The sequence below is a fragment of the Terrihabitans rhizophilus genome, assembly GCF_033898525.1.
Lineage (GTDB): Bacteria > Pseudomonadota > Alphaproteobacteria > Rhizobiales > Methylopilaceae > Flaviflagellibacter > Flaviflagellibacter rhizophilus.
Genome location: NZ_JAXAFJ010000002.1, coordinates 509,919 through 528,867 on the forward strand (window position 1 = coordinate 509,919; position 18,949 = coordinate 528,867).

General features: G+C 65.3%; 18 protein-coding genes and 1 other RNA gene. 12 read left to right on the forward strand and 7 right to left on the reverse strand.

Going from position 1 to position 18,949, the window contains the following annotated elements:
- Positions 1 to 8 precede the first annotated feature (8 nt).
- The gene (locus SCD90_RS05990) at positions 9 to 860 is read left to right on the forward strand and encodes an extensin-like domain-containing protein (RefSeq protein WP_319843718.1); all 852 of its coding nucleotides are present in this window, start codon (positions 9 to 11) and stop codon (positions 858 to 860) included.
- Here SCD90_RS05990 and SCD90_RS05995 read toward each other — a convergent pair.
- Positions 857 to 1,864, reverse strand: coding sequence for an alpha/beta fold hydrolase (locus tag SCD90_RS05995; RefSeq protein ID WP_319843719.1), 1,008 nt, complete (start codon positions 1,862 to 1,864; stop codon positions 857 to 859). The genes SCD90_RS05990 and SCD90_RS05995 overlap by 4 nt on opposite strands.
- 75 nt (positions 1,865 to 1,939) lie before the next feature.
- Positions 1,940 to 2,524: a hypothetical protein gene (locus SCD90_RS06000; protein WP_319843720.1), complete on the reverse strand. Its 585-nt coding sequence runs from the start codon at positions 2,522 to 2,524 to the stop codon at positions 1,940 to 1,942.
- A gap of 90 nt (positions 2,525 to 2,614) precedes the next feature.
- Here SCD90_RS06000 and SCD90_RS06005 point away from each other — a divergent pair, with 90 nt between their 5' ends.
- The gene (locus SCD90_RS06005; RefSeq protein ID WP_319843721.1) at positions 2,615 to 3,382 is read left to right on the forward strand and encodes a peptidoglycan recognition protein family protein; all 768 of its coding nucleotides are present in this window, start codon (positions 2,615 to 2,617) and stop codon (positions 3,380 to 3,382) included.
- A 73-nt stretch (positions 3,383 to 3,455) separates the two neighbouring features.
- A complete protein-coding gene (locus SCD90_RS06010; RefSeq protein ID WP_319843722.1) occupies positions 3,456 to 4,844 on the forward strand; it encodes a lytic transglycosylase domain-containing protein in 1,389 nt (462 codons plus the stop codon).
- Between the two features lie 6 nt (positions 4,845 to 4,850).
- On the opposite strand, the gene SCD90_RS06015 is transcribed toward SCD90_RS06010, so the two are convergent.
- Both SCD90_RS06015 and SCD90_RS06020 read right to left on the reverse strand, forming a co-directional pair.
- A complete protein-coding gene (locus SCD90_RS06015) occupies positions 4,851 to 5,252 on the reverse strand; it encodes a nuclear transport factor 2 family protein (protein ID WP_319843723.1) in 402 nt (133 codons plus the stop codon).
- An 84-nt stretch (positions 5,253 to 5,336) separates the two neighbouring features.
- On the reverse strand, positions 5,337 to 6,245 hold the full coding sequence (locus SCD90_RS06020; RefSeq protein ID WP_319843724.1) for a DMT family transporter: 909 nt from the start codon (positions 6,243 to 6,245) through the stop codon (positions 5,337 to 5,339).
- Between the two features lie 90 nt (positions 6,246 to 6,335).
- Here SCD90_RS06020 and rnpB point away from each other — a divergent pair.
- Positions 6,336 to 6,721: RNase P RNA component class A (rnpB, locus tag SCD90_RS06025), an RNA gene on the forward strand.
- 51 nt (positions 6,722 to 6,772) lie between these two features.
- On the opposite strand, the gene SCD90_RS06030 is transcribed toward rnpB, so the two are convergent.
- The gene (locus SCD90_RS06030) at positions 6,773 to 7,558 is read right to left on the reverse strand and encodes an SDR family NAD(P)-dependent oxidoreductase (RefSeq protein ID WP_319843725.1); all 786 of its coding nucleotides are present in this window, start codon (positions 7,556 to 7,558) and stop codon (positions 6,773 to 6,775) included.
- A 137-nt stretch (positions 7,559 to 7,695) separates the two neighbouring features.
- Here SCD90_RS06030 and carB point away from each other — a divergent pair, with 137 nt between their 5' ends.
- The 6 genes from carB (at position 7,696) to SCD90_RS06060 (ending at position 15,493) form a co-directional block, all read left to right on the forward strand.
- Positions 7,696 to 10,962 (forward strand): carbamoyl-phosphate synthase large subunit, encoded by a 3,267-nt coding sequence (gene carB / locus SCD90_RS06035; protein ID WP_319843726.1) that lies wholly within the window; start codon positions 7,696 to 7,698, stop codon positions 10,960 to 10,962.
- A 91-nt stretch (positions 10,963 to 11,053) separates the two neighbouring features.
- Positions 11,054 to 11,527: a transcription elongation factor GreA gene (gene greA, locus SCD90_RS06040; protein ID WP_319843727.1), complete on the forward strand. Its 474-nt coding sequence runs from the start codon at positions 11,054 to 11,056 to the stop codon at positions 11,525 to 11,527.
- Positions 11,528 to 11,663: 136 nt separating this feature from the next.
- On the forward strand, positions 11,664 to 12,755 hold the full coding sequence (locus tag SCD90_RS06045) for a glycosyltransferase family 4 protein (protein WP_319843728.1): 1,092 nt from the start codon (positions 11,664 to 11,666) through the stop codon (positions 12,753 to 12,755).
- Between the two features lie 32 nt (positions 12,756 to 12,787).
- The gene (locus SCD90_RS06050) at positions 12,788 to 13,636 is read left to right on the forward strand and encodes a hypothetical protein (protein ID WP_319843729.1); all 849 of its coding nucleotides are present in this window, start codon (positions 12,788 to 12,790) and stop codon (positions 13,634 to 13,636) included.
- Positions 13,637 to 13,653: 17 nt separating this feature from the next.
- A complete protein-coding gene (locus SCD90_RS06055; protein ID WP_319843730.1) occupies positions 13,654 to 14,544 on the forward strand; it encodes a glycosyl transferase in 891 nt (296 codons plus the stop codon).
- A 16-nt stretch (positions 14,545 to 14,560) separates the two neighbouring features.
- The gene (locus SCD90_RS06060; RefSeq protein ID WP_319843731.1) at positions 14,561 to 15,493 is read left to right on the forward strand and encodes a glycosyltransferase family 92 protein; all 933 of its coding nucleotides are present in this window, start codon (positions 14,561 to 14,563) and stop codon (positions 15,491 to 15,493) included.
- A 37-nt stretch (positions 15,494 to 15,530) separates the two neighbouring features.
- Here the strand turns inward: SCD90_RS06060 and SCD90_RS06065 are convergent, their stop codons facing one another.
- Positions 15,531 to 16,391 carry a glycosyltransferase family 8 protein gene (locus SCD90_RS06065; RefSeq protein WP_319843732.1) on the reverse strand — a complete coding sequence of 287 codons (861 nt, stop codon included), beginning with the start codon at positions 16,389 to 16,391 and terminating at the stop codon, positions 15,531 to 15,533.
- A gap of 146 nt (positions 16,392 to 16,537) precedes the next feature.
- On the opposite strand from SCD90_RS06065, the gene trxB reads away from it, so the two are divergent.
- A complete protein-coding gene (gene trxB, locus SCD90_RS06070) occupies positions 16,538 to 17,503 on the forward strand; it encodes a thioredoxin-disulfide reductase (protein WP_319843733.1) in 966 nt (321 codons plus the stop codon).
- A 3-nt stretch (positions 17,504 to 17,506) separates the two neighbouring features.
- Positions 17,507 to 18,400 carry a LysR family transcriptional regulator gene (locus SCD90_RS06075; protein ID WP_319843734.1) on the forward strand — a complete coding sequence of 298 codons (894 nt, stop codon included), beginning with the start codon at positions 17,507 to 17,509 and terminating at the stop codon, positions 18,398 to 18,400.
- A 52-nt stretch (positions 18,401 to 18,452) separates the two neighbouring features.
- On the opposite strand, the gene SCD90_RS06080 is transcribed toward SCD90_RS06075, so the two are convergent.
- A complete protein-coding gene (locus SCD90_RS06080) occupies positions 18,453 to 18,926 on the reverse strand; it encodes a DUF992 domain-containing protein (RefSeq protein WP_319843735.1) in 474 nt (157 codons plus the stop codon).
- Positions 18,927 to 18,949 lie beyond the last annotated feature (23 nt).

An 18,949-nucleotide genomic window follows, 5' to 3' on the forward strand; every position in this document is an offset into this window, starting at 1 on the left:
TTAGGTTGATGAGATCTGGTTTTGCGTACTCATCCCTTCTCATCACCGCGCTGCTGCTCGCCGCCTGCGGTCGCTTCGGCGGCCCCGAGCGGGAGCCGTGGCGCGATGCCGCCGAAGCCCGCTGCCTGAAGGCGGGCGGGCTGCAGCCTTCCGCCTACGCCGAGCCGCTGAAGCCCATCCGCGACAAGCTCACCTGCGGTCTCGAACATCCCTTCCGAATCTCTGGCACCGCCGACGGATCGGTCGCGATGGTGCCGCCGGCCCGTATGGGATGCCCGGTGACGGCCGCGCTGAACTACTGGATGAAGGAGGTCGTGCAGCCCTCCGCGTTCGCAAATTTCGGCCAGCCCGTGGTCGCCATCAAGAACGCCGCCTCCTATGGCTGCCGCACACGCAACCACAAGGTGGGCGCGAAGCTCTCCGAGCACGGCTTCGGCAATGCGCTGGATATCTCGGCCTTTATTCTGGCCGACGGGCGCACCGTCACCATAAAGCGCGGCTGGCGCGGCGCACCGGATGAGCGGGCGTTCCTGCGGCAGGTGCAGGGCGGCGCCTGCGGTCCGTTCAAGACGGTGCTCGCCCCCGGCAGCGACCGCTACCATGAGGACCACCTGCACCTCGATCTTGCCCGCCATGACGCCGCCGGCAAGCGTGCCTATTGCCGGCCGCACCCGCAGGTCGTCGCGAGCGCACCCCAGTTCCAGCGTCCGGCTCCCGGCTATTCCGCACAGCCGGACGGCTATGGACAGCCGGGACCCTACGCCACTGCGCCCATGTCCTACGCCGCCGAGCCGGTTTGGCCTGTGGTGCTGGACGGCCCGGCAAGCGCCGGGTCACCGGACGCGGAAGAGGACGACTAGCCCGCCTTGGCGAGTTCCCGCAGCAGCGCCTCGTGGAACTTCTCGGGTGCCTCGACCTGCGGTGAATGTCCCAGCTCCGGGAAGTCGACCAAGGTCGCGCCGGGAATGGCCTCGGCGGCCTTGCGGCCAAGAGCCGGATAGTCGCCCAGCTGCTTCTGCAATTCCGCCGGCGCACGGTTGGCGCCCGGCGCGGTGCGGTCCTTGCCGCCGATCATCAGCACCGTCGGAACCTTGATCGCGGGGAACTCGTGCACCACCGGCTGGGTGAAGACCATTTCGGAGGTCTGTGCCTGGTTCCACGTCACCGCTTCGCGGCCCTGCCCGGCATACAGCCCGGCCTGCATGTCGATCCAGCGGTCGTATTCCGGCTTCCACTTGCCGTCGTAGTAGAACTTCAGCTGGTACGCCTTCATGCTCTCGGCGTTGGTCTTCAGCTCGCCCTTGTGCATGTCGTCCACGGTCGCATAGGGGACGCCCTTGGCCTGCCAGTCCTCAAGGCCGAGCGGGCTCACCAGAACCAGCTTTTCGACGGCGTCGGCGTATTGCAGCGCGTAGCGGGTGGCCAGCATCCCGCCCATGGAATGGCCGATGACGATGGGCTTCTCCACGCCCAGCGAACCCAACAGCGCATGGGTGTTCGCCGCAAGCTGCGCGAAACTGAACTGATAGCCGACCGGCTTCGAAGATGCGCAGAACCCGATCTGGTCCGGTGCGATCACACGATAGCCGGCTGCGGTCAGCGTCTTGATCGTGCCTTCCCAGGTCGCGCCGCAGAAATTCTTGCCGTGCAGCAGCAGCACCGTCTTGCCGTTTGCCTGGGCCGTGGGCTCGACGTCCATAAAGGACATGGACAGGTCCTGCCGCTGCGAAGTCAGTGCGAAGCGCTGGATCTGGTGGGGGTACTCGAAACCCTGCAGTTCCGGGCCGTAGCCCGTCGCTTGGGCCTGTGCGAGGCCGGTGAAGGCAAGCAGAGCGGGAACGGCAAAAGCGGCAGCGGTCTTCATCGGACTCCTCGGTCATGGATCAGGCGCTTCCATTGAAGGAAGCGCCTGTTGTTCGTCAGAAAAGGTGGCAGGCGATCAGGGCCGGGACACATCCACCGCACCACGGCTTCCGCCGGAGCCGGAGATAATCGAAGGCGTGCCGAGCGCGTCACCCGAGGCGCAGCCGGTGCTGGTGGCGCCGCTGGTGCTCGTTCCGCCGCCGCCGCACGCGGTGTTGGCCGAATTGCGGTTCGACTGCTCGATCTGTCCGCTGAGGCCGGAATCCTGCTGCGTGCCGTGGATCGGCACCTGCTGCCCGGCGGTGGACCCAGGCCCGGCCGGGGTATTGCTGCCGGCACCCGGCGTTGCCGACGTGCCGGAAACGGCCGAACCGCCGACGCCGCTGCTGCCGGAACTCAAGGCGCCCGGCGCGTTCTGCGAGGACGGGTTCACGTTCGACGGCTGCGAGGTCGTCGCCGCGCGCGGCACCACGGTGCCGCCGCCAGAGCCTGCCCCGCCTGTCCCGGCGCCGCCGCTCAGGCCACTCGCCCCGCCGCCACTGCCGCCGGAAGCTCCACCTCCCGATGAACCGCCGCCGCTGCTCTGTGCAACCCCGAGGCTTGTGCCCGCGAGCAGCAGAGCCGCCGCCATCAGGCCCGTCATTTTCCTGCTGGTGATCATCGCGTGATCCTCCTGTCAGGGGGTCAACGTCGGGTTTCCCGGGGTGTTCCCGCATTGCCCTGGCGGGTACGCTGTGCCACGCCTTCGTGAATGACCGACATCTTCCCCGCCGACAGCACCCTCGTGGCGCAAGTCGTCCCCTCGCCCAGCCACGACACGCGTGCCGACGAGGCCGAACCGGACATCCTTCTCCTGCACTACACGGGCATGGTCTCAGCCGACGAAGCCCTCGCCCGGCTGTGCGATCCCGCCAGCAAGGTGTCCTGCCACTATCTTGTCCACGAGGACGGGCGCGTGGTGCAGATGGTGCCGGAAACGCGCCGCGCCTGGCATGCGGGGCTTTCCTCCTGGGAGGGCGACCCGGACGTGAACTCCATGTCGATCGGCATCGAGATCGCCAATCCCGGCCATGAGCACGGCTACCGGCCGTTTCCCGATGCCCAGATCGAGGCGGTCATCGCGCTCGGCCTCGACATCTGCGCCCGCCGGTCCATCCCGCGACAGCGCGTTCTAGCCCATTCCGATGTGGCCCCGCGCCGCAAGGAGGATCCCGGCGAGCTGTTCCCGTGGGACCGCCTTCACGCCGCAGGCCTCGGGCACTGGCAGAAGCCCGCACCGCTGACCACCGAGGGCGACACGCTGGTGGAGGGGGACGACGGCGAGATCGTCGAGCAGGTCCAGTCGCTGTTCTCCATCTACGGCTATGGACTGGAGATCTCGGGCGTATTCGACGGCGGCACGAAAGCCGTGGCCACTGCGTTCCAGCGCCATTTCCGGCAGGAGAAGGTGGACGGCATCATCGACCCGTCCACCATCGCCACCCTGCGGCGCCTGCTGAAGGCGCTGCCCAAAACGTGACGAAAACGCGACCCTGCCTCACTATGGCCACAGCTTTCCAGCACCCCTGCCCGACGGGATTCGAGGGAACGCGATGAAGCGTCTGGTTCTTGGCTGCCTTGCAGGCGCCGGCATGTGGACGGCAGCAGCTGCGGCGGAAAAGCCGCAAGTGCCGCCCCAGCCCGTCACGGCAGAGCCCGTGGCTGCACAGCAGACGACGCCTCCGCCGAAGACGGTGAAAACCCGGAAGGCGGCGGAAGCCGCACTGGCCGCACCTCTCGTGCTTGTGCCCGCCAAGCCTGCCGCAGGCGCCGCCACGCCTTCCAGGAGCCCCGCCCGAAGCAAGGAAGCAAAAGCCGCACCGGACCCGAAGGCTGTCCTCTCCGCGCCCGTCGCGAAGACCGCCGCATCCCCCACGCCGCCGGCCCAACCTGTGGCAGCGGCGGCTTCCGCGCCAAAGCAGGTGGCAAACGCGGCAAAGCCAACCGTCAAGACGATGGCTGCGCCTTCGAAGGCCAGCTCCGGCGACCAACCCACGACCCCGGCTAACAGCGCCAAGCCCGCTGTGGCGCAGGCGGCGACCACCCCGGGCAGCGTACCGGCCACGGTCACGTCGCAGGCCGCCGCCAAGCCGGCCAAGCCCACCCTCAAGATCGGCGCTCCTTTGCAGGCATCCCTCGGCTCTTCGCCGTTCGGCCGCGTGCCTTCGCCGCCGTCTCCTGCCGAGGCCGTGATCGCTCCGCCGGCCGCCGCGACGCTTTCCGGCCCCGCTTCGGCACCGCCGGCAAAGCCCACGGCAACAGCTGCGAACCCGGCCACGGCCGCCGCCACACCCGCTGCCGTTCCGATGCCGGCTCCATTTCCGTTTACCCGCGCAGCAGCCGCGTCCGGCCCCACCCTCGCCTTCGCCGGTCCCGGCCAGCCGCTGTCCGGCACCCTGAAACCCGCCGCAAAGGCTGAGCCGGTCGTTACGGGCGCGCTGACGCCTCCTGCGGTCGCGCCTGAAACCATCCCTCCCTTCGCAGCTCCCTCGCTTCCGGCGGGCAAGGAAGAGATCGCCGGCCTCGTGGCCAAGCACGCAGCCGCGAACGGCGTGCCGTTTGAGTTGGCCCACGGCGTCGTCATGGTGGAAAGCCGCTACAATGCCCGGGCAACCGGCCCCGGCGGCCATGTCGGCCTGATGCAGATCAGCTATCCCACGGCGGTTTCGCTGGGCTATTCCGGTGGCCGCGCAGGACTTTACGAGCCGAACGTCAACCTGACCTACGGCATGAAATATCTCGGCGGAGCCTACAAGGCGAGCGGCGGCGACATGTGCGGCGCCCTTTCCAAATATCAGGGCGGCCATCGCACGGTTGGCGTCACGCGGGCCGGGGCTGCCTATTGCGGCAAGATCCGCAAGATCATGGCCGGAAAGGCCTCCGGACAGCGAGTAGCCCGCTCAGCCCGGGCCGAGACGAAGAAGACCGCCTCGGCCGACTGACGCATCTCAGCCGGCAGGCGGGTCCAGCAGCACCCAGAGCCGCGCGATCCGGCCGTCCACGAATTCCGCAGCATCGCTTCCGGTGACGGCCACCGTATGCTCGTCCGGCCCTGCCCTCCACCGCAGCACACCGAAACCGTGATGCCCGACGGCGGGTGCGTTCGGCGTGAAGCGGAATGTCGGGCCGAACTGCTCCAGCAGTGCGCCCGCGATCTCCGAGATCGCTTCGCGACCGTTCACCACCTTCGAGGGCTCGTACATCACCGGGTCGTCGACAAAGATCTCGTCTATTGCGGCCAATCGCCTGACGGCGTCCCGCTCGTTGAAGACGCGCTCCAGATTGGCGCGCAGAAGATGATCGTAGTCGGGCTCTCCGCTGCCCTGCGTCGGCATTCCAGCATCTGACATGGGACCGCATCTCCGGATCGGACCGCGAACATTCGCCGCCCCGGGAGCATAGCATCCTCCACGGTAATGATGGCGCGGCGGCAGTTAAGCCGCGCGCGGCTGGCGCGTAGCCAGCGCCACACCGGCCGCAGCCAGCACCATGCCGCCCATCTGCACGGCGTTGAACGTCTCTCCGAACAACAGCCACGCCATCACGGCCGTGACCGGCGGCACCAGGTAGAGCAGCGCCGCCGTCTTCACCACCGCGCCACGCCGGATCATCACCAGCAGCAGCATTACGCTGCCGATCGATCCCACCACGACGGACCAGAACAGGCCGATCAGCAGTTCGGGCGCGAAGTCGAACCGCCCCTCCTCCACGAACCAAGCCACGATGGCGGTCGGGATCAGGGCTGCGGTGAACTGCACGACATTGCCGGTGCGAAGGTCCATCTTCAGGCCCGTCCGCTTCTGCCAGATCGTACCGGCCGTAAAGGCGAGCACCGCCATGCCGCCCGAGATCAGGGCCAGCGGCGGAATGTCGCCGACGCCGCCTCCCATCTTCGGTCCGAGCACCAGCGCCGCACCCAGAAAACCGAGCAGCACGCCTACCCAGCGGCCTAGCCCCACGCGCTCGCCCAGCAAGGGGCCGGCCACGGCAGCCGTCAGCAGCGGCTGCAGCCCCGCCAGCAATCCCGCAATGCCCGCAGGCAGGCCGTGCTTCACGGCCCAGAACACACCGCCGAGATAGATGCCGTGCAGCAGCACGCCGGCGACGGCGAGCACGGCGATTTCCCGGCCATTGCGGGGCCAGGGCGCACCCTGCAGCACGGCGAATCCGGCGAGAAGAGCGATCGCACAGATGTAGCGGGCGCAGAGAAAGGTCAGCGGGTCGCTGTGCGGGGCGACCAGACGCGCAACGATGAACCCCGTCGACCAGAACAGGACGAAGAGAAGGGGCGCGGCGGCAAGGAACAGGCCCTCGCGCTCGGCATGTGGATGGGGCGCACGCATGTCCGCTCGCTAGACCCGCCGGCGCGCGGCGGCAAGCCATACCAACCGACAAAGCTTGCTTTCCGCCGCGCTGGTCCTCTATTGGACCTGCCAGTCGGCCGGATGGCTGCTCCGCGAAAGCGGGGAGGAAAGTCCGGGCTCCATGGAGGCACGGTGCCGGATAACGTCCGGCGAGGGTGACCTCAGGGAAAGTGCCACAGAAAGCAAACCGCCCGTGGTTCGCCACGGGTAAGGGTGAAAGGGTGCGGTAAGAGCGCACCGCGCGCCTGGCAACAGGGGCGGCACGGCAAACCCCACCGGGAGCAAAACCGAATAGGAGCGGCGCGGGCTCTGCCCAGGTCCCGCCTCCAGACCGCTGCTCGGGTTGGTTGCTCGAGGCGTCCCGGCAACGGGCGTCCCAGAGGAATGGCCGTCGCGTCGGACACGGGCAACCGCGTCCGGCCCTACAAAACCCGGCTTACAGGCCGGCTGGCACCTTTCATTTCCGGACTCCCGCCCCGTGGCGCGGGCGGCGGGCGGCGCGGACCCTATGGCCCCCTCGCCTTTTGCAGCCGGCCCGCGACGCGGCGCGACAGCAGGCGTGGCGCGAACTTGCCGAGCGTGCTGCCGATGCGGTTCAGCGCACCGGGAATCTCGATGGCGACGTTCGCGCGATAACCCTCATAGCCGGCCCGCGCCACGCTCTTCGCATCGGCGCCGCTCGAGAACAGCTTCGATCCTTGAAGGTCCGCGACCTTCGCGAACTCCGTCGCCACGGGGCCGGGACACAGGGCCGAAACCTTGACGCCAAAAGGCTTCGCCTCCTCGTGCAACGCCTCTGACAGCGAGAGAACATAGGCCTTGGTGGCGTAGTACACCGCCATGTAAGGCCCGGCCTGGAAGGCGGCCATGGATGCAAGGTTGAGGATTCCGCCGCGCCGCCGTTCGATCATTCCCGGCAGGAAGAGGCGCGACAGCTCGGTCAAGGCCACCATGTTCAGCTGCATCATCTCCGACTGCCGGTCCGCCGACAGCGCGTGGAACGGCCCGCGCAGCCCGAAGCCCGCATTGTTAACGAGCGTGTGCAGGACGATGCCCTTCGCGGCCATGGCGTCGTGGAGCGCGTGCGAAGCACCGGCCTCGGCCAGGTCCATCGGCAGCACCTCGACACGGATGCCGTGGGCCGTGGAAAGTTCATCGGCCAGCGCCTGCAGCCGGTCCGCCCGCCGTGCCACCAGAACAAGGCTGTAGCCATCCGCCGCGAACAGCCGCGCCAGTTCGACACCGATGCCTGCAGAGGCCCCGGTGATAAGCGCCCATTCGTTATCAGCCATGCTTTGCCTGTTCATTATGCACGCGGGACTTTCGCAAAGCCGCGACGGTGTGTAAACGACGCCTCTAGCCTATCATCGCCGCAACAGCCGCCACGGCCGCGCCTCCGCGCGGGCGCAACGTCACGGAACGCCCCAACGTGCCCAAACGCCAAGACATCAAGTCGATCCTCATCATCGGCGCCGGTCCCATCGTCATCGGGCAGGCAGCGGAATTCGATTATTCCGGCACGCAGGCCTGCAAGGTCCTGCGGGAAGAGGGCTACCGAATTGTCCTGGTGAACTCGAACCCGGCGACGATCATGACGGATCCGGAGCTGGCGGATGCCACCTATATCGAGCCGATCACGCCGGAGATCGTCGCCAAGATCATCGAGAAGGAGCGCCCCGATGCCCTCCTGCCGACGATGGGCGGACAGACCGCGCTGAACTGCGCGCTCTCGCTGCGCAAGATGGGCGTTCTCGAGAAGTTCGGCGTGGAGATGATCGGCGCGACCGCCGAGGCCATCGACAAGGCCGAGGACCGCGAGCTCTTCAAGCAGGCCATGACCAAGATCGGCCTCGACACGCCGAACTCGCGGCTGGCCCACAACATGACGGAAGCCCTGCAGGCGCTGGACGAGATCGGTCTGCCCGCCATCATCCGCCCCAGCTTCACCATGGGCGGCACGGGCGGCGGCATCGCCTACAACAAGGCCGAGTTCGTCGACATCATCGAGAGCGGCATCGACGCCTCCCCCACCGACGAGGTCCTGATCGAGGAAAGCGTCATCGGCTGGAAGGAGTTCGAGATGGAGGTGGTCCGCGACAAGGCGGACAATTGCATCATCATCTGCTCCATCGAGAACATCGATCCGATGGGCATCCACACCGGTGATTCCATCACCGTGGCCCCGGCCCTGACGCTGACCGACAAGGAATATCAGCGCATGCGCGATGCATCCCTGGCGGTGCTGCGCGAGATCGGCGTCGAGACCGGCGGCTCCAACGTCCAGTTCGCGATCAATCCGGCCGACGGCCGCATGATCGTCATCGAGATGAATCCGCGCGTCTCGCGCTCCTCCGCGCTGGCCTCGAAGGCCACCGGCTTCCCCATCGCCAAGGTCGCCGCCAAGCTGGCGGTCGGCTACACGCTGGACGAGATCGCCAACGACATCACCGGCGGCGCGACGCCCGCGAGCTTTGAGCCCACCATCGACTACATCGTGGTCAAGGTGCCGCGCTTCGCCTTCGAGAAGTTCCCGGGCGCGGAGGACAACCTCACCACCTCCATGAAGTCCGTCGGCGAAGCCATGGCCATCGGCCGCACCTTCAACGAGGCCATGCAGAAGGCGCTGCGCTCGCTCGAAACGGGCCTCAACGGCTTCGACGAGATGGAGATCCCCGGCATCGGCCAGGGCGACGACCGCAACGCCATCCGCGCCGCGCTCGCCGCTCCCAAGCCGAACCGCATCGTCACCTGCGCGCAAGCCATGCGCCACGGCTTCACCGTGGAAGAGGTCCACGACGCCTGCAAGATCGACCCCTGGTTCCTCAACCAGATTAAGGCAATCGTGGAAACGGAAGACAAGGTGGCCCGCCTCGGTCTGCCGAAGACGCCCGCCGCGCTGCGCGGGCTGAAGGGCATGGGCTTCTCGGACATCCGCCTCGCGCAACTGTCCGGCACGACCGCAAAGGAGGTGGCGACGCTGCGCCACGCGCTCGAAGTGCGCCCGGTGTTCAAGCGCATCGATACCTGCGCCGCCGAGTTCGCCTCTCCGACGCCCTACATGTACTCGACCTATGCGCCCCTTTTCGCCGGTCAACCGGCGGACGAGGCCGGTATCAGCGACCGCAAGAAGGTCGTCATCCTCGGCGGCGGTCCCAACCGCATCGGCCAGGGCATCGAGTTCGACTATTGCTGCTGCCATGCCTGCTTTGCGCTGCGCGACGCCGGCTTCGAGACCATCATGGTCAACTGCAACCCCGAAACCGTCTCCACGGACTACGACACGTCGGACCGGCTCTATTTCGAGCCGCTGACTGTCGAGGACGTGCTGGAGATCCTGCACAGCGAACAGCGCAAGGGAACGCTTCATGGCGTCATCGTTCAGTTCGGCGGCCAGACGCCGCTGAAGCTGGCGCAGGCCCTTGAGAATGCCGGCATCCCCATCCTTGGCACCTCGCCCGACGCGATCGACCTTGCGGAAGACCGCGACCGCTTCAGCCGGCTCCTGCAGAAGCTGGGGATCCGCCAGCCGGAGAACGGCATCGCCACGTCCACGGAAGAGGCACGCGACATCGTGGACCGCATCGGCTACCCGGTCGTCATCCGCCCGTCCTATGTGCTCGGTGGCCGCGCCATGGAGATCGTGCGCGACCACACCCAGCTCGACCGCTATATGCGCGAGGCGGTGGTGGTCTCCGGCGACACACCGGTGTTGATCGACCGCTACCTCTCGGACGCCATCGAAGTCGACGTCGACTGCCTGGCGGACGGCAAGGATGTCTTCATCGCGGGCATCATGGAGCACATCGAGGAAGCCGGCGTGCATTCCGGTGATTCGGCCTGCTCGCTGCCGCCCTATTCGCTGAAGCCGGAGATGATCGCCGAGATCGAGGAGCAGACGCGCCGCATGGCGCTGGCGCTTAATGTCGGCGGCCTCATGAACGTGCAATACGCCATCAAGGACGGCGACCTATACGTGCTGGAGGTCAATCCGCGCGCATCCCGCACCGTGCCGTTCGTCGCCAAGACCGTGGGCAAGCCCTTCGCGAAGATCGCGTCCCGCATCATGGCCGGCGAGAGCCTCGCCAGCTTCAACCTGCAGCCCACAGTGCTGGACCACATCGCGGTCAAGGAAGCCGTCTTCCCCTTCGCCCGTTTCCCCGGCGTCGACACCATTCTCGGCCCGGAGATGCGCTCGACCGGCGAAGTCATGGGTCTCGACCGCGACTTCGCCGTGGCCTTCGCCAAGAGCCAGCTCGGCGGCGGCACGCGCGTGCCGAAATCGGGCACCGTCTTCGTCTCGATGAAGGACGCCGACAAGTCGCGCATCGTGGCCACGGTGCAGCTGTTGTCGAATCTCGGCTTCAACATCATCGCCACGTCCGGCACGCAGCGGTTCCTGGAGGACCAGGGCATCGCAGCCGTTCGCGTGAACAAGGTGCTGGAAGGCCGTCCCCATATCGTGGACGCCATCACCAATGGCGAGATCCAGCTGGTGTTCAACACCACGGAAGGCGCGGGCGCGCTCAGCGACAGCCGGTCGCTCCGGCGGGCCGCCCTCTTGCACAAAGTGCCCTACTATACCACCCTAGCCGGAGCGATTGCGGCGGCGCAGGGCATCCGGGCATATATCGAAGGCGATCTGGAAGTGCGTCCGCTGCAGTCCTACTTCGCCGGGGCAGACCAAGCCCTGCACTGATGGGGATTGAAACCCGCAACCTGTGACTGGCACCGCGCTGGCCGAAACGGCCTCGTGTGCCGGTCATTTTTGCGCTTAAGAGAAGAGCATCATGGAAAAAGTTCCGATGACCGCTTCCGGCCACGAATCGCTGGAGGTTGATCTGAAAAGGCGCACCAACGAGGAGCGCCCGCGGATCATTGCGGCCATCGCAGAGGCTCGCAGCCATGGCGACCTGTCCGAGAACGCGGAATATCACGCCGCCAAGGAACAGCAGAGCCTCAACGAAGGCCGCATCGCCGAGATCGAGAGCATCCTCGCCCGCGCCGAGATCATCGACCCCACCAAGCTGAAGGGCGAATTGATCACATTCGGCGCCACGGTGAAGCTGGTGGACGAGGACACCGAAGAAGAGCGCACCTACCAGATCGTCGGCGAGTTCGAGGCCGATGTGAAAAAGGGCCGCATCTCCATCACCTCCCCCATCGCGCGCGCCCTCGTCGGCAAGCGCAAGGGTGATGTGGTCGAGGTGACCGCTCCCGGTGGCGCCAAGAGCTACGAGATCCTGGACATCCGTTTCGAGTAACGGGTTCAGTTTCCGGCAAGGACTGGAGCGGTAAGGTGCCAATGGCCCGGTGGGGGAGCGACTACCCGCAGGCGGTGCAACGCCTGACCAGCTCCGGTTCAAGTCCGGAGCCGGGCCTCCATATCCTTCGTGCGCCGTGAGCCGCGGACCTAGACCAGGAGAGGTCGGCACACGTGCCGACCTCCGCAACATCGACATCGTGGCGCCAAATCTGAACCGGCGCTTCTCCGGCGTCACCGCCACGGTGCAGGTGCTGCTTCCTCTCCAGGCGCGCTCGCTCGCGATTGCCTGTCTGGGCCACCATCTGCCGACGGGCGTGCCGAGCTTGCGCTGGCGCGACATCCTCATCCACGGCTGGAGCCGCCCGAAATCGGCACCCGTTCGCATATGGCACGCCCGCCGCAACATCGAGATGCTGGCCGGCGTCCTCCTCCGCGACCTCCTGCGCCAGCCATGGCGGCTGGTCTTCACCTCTGCGGCACAGCGCCGCCACAGCCGCTACACCCGTTGGCTGATCCGGCGCATGGACGCGGTAATCGCGACGTCTCCGCAGGCCGCCCGCTTCCTCGAAGTTCCGGCCACCATCATCATGCACGGCGTCGACCTGGAACGCTTTCGCCCAGCCGCGGACCGCACCTCGGAATGGGCTGCCACCGGCCTGCCCGGCCGCTACGGCATCGGCGCCTTCGGGCGCGTCCGGCACCAGAAAGGCACCGACCTTTTCGTGGAGGCCATGTGCCGCCTCCTGCCCCGTTATCCGGACTTCACGGCCGTCATCATCGGCTTGGTGACGCCGGACAATGCCGGCTTTGCCGAAGGTCTGCGCCAGCGCGTAGCACAGGCCGGGCTCGCTGACCGCGTGCTCTTCCTCGGCGAACTGCCGGCCGCCGAGATACCCGGCTGGTTCCGCCGCCTCCTCATCCACGTCGCCCCTCAAAGATGGGAAGGCTTCGGGCTCACACCTCTGGAAGCCATGGCCAGCGGAACGGCGGTCGTTGCCACCCGCGCCGGGGTATTCGAGAGCCTGGTCGAGGATGGAGCGACAGGCTTCATCACCGACATCGAGGATCTGGAAGGGCTGGTTGCGCGGCTGGAGACGCTGATGAAGGATCCGGAACGGGCTGCGGCCATGGGCCGAGAGGGGCGCCGGCATGCGGAGGTACGCTTTGCTCTCGCGGTTGAAGCAGAAAAAATCGCCGCCGTTTACCTGCGAGTATCGCAAGCATGAATGCGACATCCATGGTTGAGGCGAGTACCGGCTTGAGCGACGCGCCCATGATCTCTCCTGAGAACACTCTGTTGTGCATCTTTTCATACAATATGGGCCGATCGCTTCAGATCTGCCTTGGATCGATCGAGGAGATGTGCCCGAATTTCCCGGTCATCATCTGCGATGATAGCAGTGAAGATCCTGCCACACGCAACGTGCTCGCCACATGGATGGATGGTGGCGGCTCCGTTTGGACCAACAACGCGCCAAAGCTCGGGAAGAGGCATGGCAACCTCTACGAGAACATTGGCCACATGTTGAACACCGCCGAAGCGCGCGGGTTCACCTATATTCTGATGATCCAAGATGACATGCAGTTTGTGCGGCCCCTGACTTCGGAGATCTGCCGACAATATTCTGATTTGTTCGAGTCCTCTCGGAACGTCGTACAAGTGGACATCAGGTTCCTCCGGCGAGGATCATACAGGGTGCTACCGGACCTCCGCGCATACGACAACGGTCCGGGAACCGCCTACGCCGACGTCGGCCTTACACATATCGGGCGGCTGAAAGCGTCTGGCTGGAGGCTGGATGAGGGGGAGCGCGCGAACCGAGACGGTCTTGCGGCTCTCGGCTACCGGCGCCTCTTCCCATTTTCTGCAGTTGCAATGCACGTTCCTTTTCCGCGCACTTATCGAAAGGGGAAGCCCAAGCTGTCGCTGCTTCCATTCCGTCGTGGGCGATACTCGTTCCGCAGCATGACGGCGCAGGAGATTCTTGACATGGACGCGCGTCCGCTCGATCAGCCGCCACTCTTCCGTACCTTTCTACACCCGAAGGACATGACCCTTAGCCGTCTTGTCTACTGGTGTAGAAAGGACACCAAGATTTTCAATTGAGAACAAAGCCGACCTGCATGTTTCAACCGATCAGCGCATCAGGACGACCATGGAGGCGCCGCATCATCAAGCTGGCGCTTGCGGGCGCTGTTGGCTGGTCGCACTCGCACAATTGGCTCCCCAGTCTACGCCTGACGCGGAATGAAAACGGCGACTACGAAGATATTCTCTATCGTGGCAAAATGATCGCCCAGCTTCAGAAACCGGACCTTCTGCGTGGGATGTTCGCAGGAGGCGAACTGTACATCATTGGCAGCGGTCCCTCTGTCGCAACGGCGAAGCTCGACACGGTCAGGCCGCATTCGAGCATCCTTCTCAACGGCGCGTGTTCACTCATCGGCGAGTCGATCAAACAGCCCTTGGCCATAGCCATCGAGGATGAAAGGTTTGTCTGGCGTCATTTCGACCTGCTGGAGCGGAAGGTCGCGCCGGGGACGATCGTTCTTCTGTCGCCGGGCGTCATCCGGGCATTATGCGAGATCAGGCCTGGGTGGATTACCAAGATGCAGATCATTCTCGTCGATGACGTTCGCAAGCCCTATGGTCGCCGTCGGCGCTCCGCGGCAGAACTTCGCGTCATGCCAAACGTCATCCTCAACAAATCCGCCGGAGCAGGCTTCTCGCAGGATCCGGCCATCGGCGTTTTCCAAGGCGGCTCCGTGGTAGTCTCAGCTCTTCAATTCGGCTCATACTGCCAGCCGTCCATGATTGGCTTGATCGGAATAGACATTTCTAACGCCAGTCAGCCACGCTTCTATGAAGAGCAGGGGCAGGTTGCATTCTCCGGAATCCAACGCTCCCAAGCACGCATCATACAGCATGTTGAGGTGGCCAAGCAGGCTTGCCTGAAGCAGGGTACCGGCCTTCGAAGTTACTCGCCTACCTCGCCGCTCAACGAAATCCTCTAGCTGCAGCAAAGAACAGATGCGATTTTTTAGTAAGAAAGAGCCCTACACGAAGCAGTTGTCGATACTTCCGCCCGCGGCCTCTCGATACAGGCGAGGCGTAGCCGTGGCTGCGGTAGTGAAGAACGAGGCGAGCTATATAGGAGAGTGGCTTCATTATCATCGCGCTGTTGGTATCAACCAGTTCATTATCTATGACGATGGATCGACTGACGGAACATCGGAGGTCATACGCCAAACCGCTCCTCCGGAATCGTTTCAGATCATCCCGTGGGCGGGGCGATTGATCGATGCACCGACAGGCAACATTTTAAATAGTCAGGCCATTGCTTTCGCACATGCGATCTTGAACTTCGGAAGCGCATACCGGTGGATGGCTTTCATAGACGTCGATGAATTCCTTCTCCCGAAGAGTGCCCGCACAGTCGAAGATGCGCTTGGTGCAGCGGGCGGCTTTCCCGTGGTTTCGCTGCCATGGCACATGTTCGGTCCGGGCACGCACGTCGAAAGGCCGTCTGGCCCTGTGCTGAGGAATTATACGACTCGAGCGGCCGATCCCCTTAGCTCCAAAAAGAACGTGAGTAATTTCAAGTGCATCGTGGACCCATGCGCGGTTTCGAAGGTGAGCATCCACCATTTCGAATCGACGCAGCACGGCGAGTGCACCGCAAATGATGCCGGCATCAAGGCACCGACAAGGAAAGCTAGAAAAGATAAATCATTCTACTCTTCAGCCAATTTGCAGTTGAACCACTACTATACCAAGTCACGAGAGGAACTAGAAGCCAAGCTGGCCCGTGGTCCAGCATCGCCAGCGTCGCGACCACGTTATGAGGCGCGGGTTCGCTCGGCGGTAGCAAGCATCGAGTCAGATCTGGTTGAGGACCGAGCCATGATCGACTTTCTGGATCGCACCGGGATCGAGCTCGAAGGCGGCGGCGGAGGGGCATAGCCCCGTCGCATGCCTCCTCGGCTGAGGGGCAGGACGCCTACCGGCCCCCCACCCGCTCCAGCGCAAGGCTCGCCCATCGCCGTGCCTTCTGAACCGCCCGCCCCGCGTTGGAGAGCAGCGGCCGGTCGGCCCACGGCGTCAGCTGCCTTTGCCGCAGGTACAGGTCCCGCGCCGGATGGGGGCAACTCGCCATGTGCGGCTTGCGTCCGATGAAGTGCAGAATCCTTGCCTGCTCGAAATAGGCGGACTGCTCATTCATGCCGCCGGTGAAGTTCCAGCACCGATCGATCGGCAGCCACTCCCGTTCCAGCACCGTGTTCAGCGCGTCCTGGTCGGGATAGAGCTTGGGCGCCGGTCCCTGCAGGAAGCGCATGCAGGCCCCTCCCGCACCCAGATTCTTCCACGCCGCGATGTCGATCAGCAAGGCGCCGGAATTGAAGTAAGGCGTGTCCGCCGGCCGCCCGAGATTGGCGTTCATGCGCGCGATGTGCTCCGGCCCGGCCGCATCCGGCACGGCGCCCAGCACCTTGCCGTCGAGCGGCGTCCCGAACAGCGGGCCGAGATCACCCAGCACCAGCATGTCGCTGTCGAGATAGAGCACCCGCCCCTCCTCGCCGGGCAGCAGGTCCGGTAGCAGCAGACGGCTGTACATCGCCCGTGACCAATGCGTGGTCTGTGGCAGGTCCGCCATCTGCCTCCGCAAATCCCCGTCGAGGCGGATGAAGCTGACCCGGTGCCCCGGAGCGCAGGCCTCGAGGTCTCGCCTGTCGCCGTCACGCAGATCGTAGTCGCAGACGACGATGCGGGCGTCCGGTACATTTCCGTTGCAGGCGATCGAGCTGATCAGCACGCCGGCCAGTTCGACGTAATTGCGATCCGTCGCACAGGCTATGATCATGATGTTCCCGTTTCCCGGGCGGCATACAATATCGGCTAGGGGACCCCCGCAAGCCCCAATACAGTGGACGGGTAGATCCCCTGCTTGAAATAGCGCCCCCCCACCACTTAGATGAAGGCCTGTCCTTCCCCTGGCGCATCCGGCTCATGACCACCCACGAACACGCCCGCCTGATCATCCTCGGCTCCGGGCCGGCGGGCTACACCGCCGCCGTCTACGCGGCGCGGGCGATGCTGACGCCCATCATGATCTCCGGCATCCAGCCCGGCGGCCAGCTCACCATCACGTCGGACGTCGAAAACTATCCCGGCTTCGCGGACCCGATCAGCGGGCCGTTCCTCATGGAACAGATGCGCGCTCAGGCGGAGCGCTTCGGCACGCGCATCGAAAACGACCACATCGCCTCCGTTGACCTTTCGAAGCGGCCATTCACGTTGGTGGGCGAGTCCGGCAAGGTCTGGACCTGCGACGCGCTGGTCATCGCCACGGGCGCCCAGGCGCGCTGGCTCGGCCTGCCCAGCGAGGACCGCTACAAGGGTGCGGGCGTTTCCGCCTGTGCCACCTGTGACGGGTTCTTCTTCCGTGGCCGGGAGATTGCGGTCGTCGGCGGTGGCAATACGGCCGTCGAGGAAGCGCTTTTCCTCACCAACTTCGCCTCGAAGGTCTACCTGATCCACAGGCGCGACAGCCTGCGCGCCGAGCGCATCATGCAGGACCGCCTGTTCGCCCATCCGAAGGTCGAGCTTGTGTGGGATTCCGTCGTGGACGAAATCGTCGGCATGGGAACACCTCCGGTCGTCAGCGCCGTGCGCGTCAAGAACATCAAGACGGGTGCTGAGTCGCAGCTGCCGGTGGAGGGCGTGTTCGTCGCCATCGGCCATGCTCCCGCGACAGAGCTGTTCAAGGGCCAGTTGCCACTGGATGAGAATGGCTACCTGCTGGTGGAGCCCGGCACCTCGCACACCTCCATTCCCGGGGTGTTCGCGGCGGGCGATGTCAGCGATCACGTCTACCGCCAGGCCGTCACGGCGGCGGGCATGGGCTGCATGGCCGCTCTCGATGCCGAGCGCTACCTCCACGGAATTCCCGCTCTTCAGATGGCCGCGGAGTAAGACATGTCGCTCGACTGGGACAAGCTGCGCGTCTTCCACGCCGCAGCGGAAGCGAAGAGCTTCACGCATGGCGGCGACAAGCTCGGTCTCTCCCAGTCGGCGGTCAGTCGGCAGGTCTCCGCGCTGGAGACCGAACTCAAGGTTCCGCTGTTCCACCGCCATGCGCGCGGCCTGCTGCTGACGGAGCCCGGCGAACTGCTGTTCCGCACCACGCAGGAGCTGTTCGCCAAGCTCGAATCCACCAAGTTGCTGCTCACGGACAGCCGCGAGCGTCCCCACGGAATGCTCAAGGTCACGACCTCGGTGGGCCTGGGCGGCGGCTGGCTGTCCCCCCTGCTCGGCGAGTTCCTGGACCTCTACCCGGAGATTTCCGTCACACTCATGCTGACGGACGACGAGCTGGACCTTGCGATGCGGGAGGCCGATGTCGGCATCCGCCTGCGCCAACCCACGCAGTCGGAGCTTATCCAGCGCAAGCTGTTCCCGGTGCACTACCACGTCTATGCCTCGCCCGATTACATCGAGCGCTTCGGCGAGCCGCGCGAGGCGGCGGATCTTGATCGCCATCGCATCGTCGGCTTCGGCGGCCTGGTGCCCACGTTCCTCCAGCCCCTGAACTGGCTGGCCTATGCGGGCCGCGAGGATTCCGATCCCCGCCAGGCCAATATGTCCGTCAACAACATGCTGGGCCTGAAGCGCGCGGTCGAAGGTGGCGTCGGGCTCGGCGTGCTTCCGCAATACCTCATCGAGGGTACGTCCTCATTGGTGCGGGTGATGCAGAATTTCGAGACGCCGACCCTCGAGGCCTATCTGGCTTATCCCGAAGAGCTGCGCAGCGTCCGCCGAATCCAGGTGTTCCGCGACTTCCTGCTGTCCAAGGTGGCCGGCTGGTCCTGACCGACAAAGGGCGCCGCTAGGCGCCCTTTCCGTGTCAGCTCTGGCCGGGTGTTCAGCGAACGGGCGAGCGCAGCGTGATGGAGCCGATGCCGGCCGCCACGTTGAGGCCCGTCTGCGCACCGACGGAGAGCGGTTGCAGCGAAATCGTCTGGTCCGAGCCGCCGACCAGCAGATTGGCCGATGCACCCACACCAACAGTCGCCTGCCCCGAGACGCCGCTATAGGTGCCATCCAGCGCGCCAGGACGAAGGCTGTTCGTCGGGGCCAGCACGGTCCACACCATCACGGATTCGCCGGTGATGCCGATATCGACGCCCACCTTGGTGATGGTGCCGTCATAGGGTTCGCTGATCTTGCCGTCGCTGGATGTGTAGCGGCAGCTCATCGCCTTCTGGGAGCCGACGATGAGGCCCACGCCGCCGGCCACGTCGCATTCCAGCACGCCGGCCTCGGTGGCCGCATGTGCCCCGAAGGCCGGGAAGGCAAAGGCCGCAGCAAAGGCAGCGGCCGCAACAAGATGTTTCATGGGTTCATCCTCGAACGGGTCGC

Excerpts from the sequence above, each read along its gene's own strand:
- SCD90_RS05990 (WP_319843718.1), top strand. The coding sequence starts at position 9 with ATGAGATCTGGTTTTGCGTACTCATCCCTTCTCATCACCGCGCTGCTG.
- SCD90_RS05995 (WP_319843719.1), bottom strand. The coding sequence starts at position 1,864 with ATGAAGACCGCTGCCGCTTTTGCCGTTCCCGCTCTGCTTGCCTTCACC.
- SCD90_RS06000 (WP_319843720.1), bottom strand. The coding sequence starts at position 2,524 with ATGATCACCAGCAGGAAAATGACGGGCCTGATGGCGGCGGCTCTGCTG.
- SCD90_RS06005 (WP_319843721.1), top strand. The coding sequence starts at position 2,615 with ATGACCGACATCTTCCCCGCCGACAGCACCCTCGTGGCGCAAGTCGTC.
- SCD90_RS06010 (WP_319843722.1), top strand. The coding sequence starts at position 3,456 with ATGAAGCGTCTGGTTCTTGGCTGCCTTGCAGGCGCCGGCATGTGGACG.
- SCD90_RS06015 (WP_319843723.1), bottom strand. The coding sequence starts at position 5,252 with ATGTCAGATGCTGGAATGCCGACGCAGGGCAGCGGAGAGCCCGACTAC.
- SCD90_RS06020 (WP_319843724.1), bottom strand. The coding sequence starts at position 6,245 with ATGCGTGCGCCCCATCCACATGCCGAGCGCGAGGGCCTGTTCCTTGCC.
- SCD90_RS06030 (WP_319843725.1), bottom strand. The coding sequence starts at position 7,558 with ATGGCTGATAACGAATGGGCGCTTATCACCGGGGCCTCTGCAGGCATC.
- greA (WP_319843727.1), top strand. The coding sequence starts at position 11,054 with ATGGAAAAAGTTCCGATGACCGCTTCCGGCCACGAATCGCTGGAGGTT.
- SCD90_RS06055 (WP_319843730.1), top strand. The coding sequence starts at position 13,654 with ATGTTTCAACCGATCAGCGCATCAGGACGACCATGGAGGCGCCGCATC.
- SCD90_RS06060 (WP_319843731.1), top strand. The coding sequence starts at position 14,561 with ATGCGATTTTTTAGTAAGAAAGAGCCCTACACGAAGCAGTTGTCGATA.
- SCD90_RS06065 (WP_319843732.1), bottom strand. The coding sequence starts at position 16,391 with ATGATCATAGCCTGTGCGACGGATCGCAATTACGTCGAACTGGCCGGC.
- trxB (WP_319843733.1), top strand. The coding sequence starts at position 16,538 with ATGACCACCCACGAACACGCCCGCCTGATCATCCTCGGCTCCGGGCCG.
- SCD90_RS06075 (WP_319843734.1), top strand. The coding sequence starts at position 17,507 with ATGTCGCTCGACTGGGACAAGCTGCGCGTCTTCCACGCCGCAGCGGAA.
- SCD90_RS06080 (WP_319843735.1), bottom strand. The coding sequence starts at position 18,926 with ATGAAACATCTTGTTGCGGCCGCTGCCTTTGCTGCGGCCTTTGCCTTC.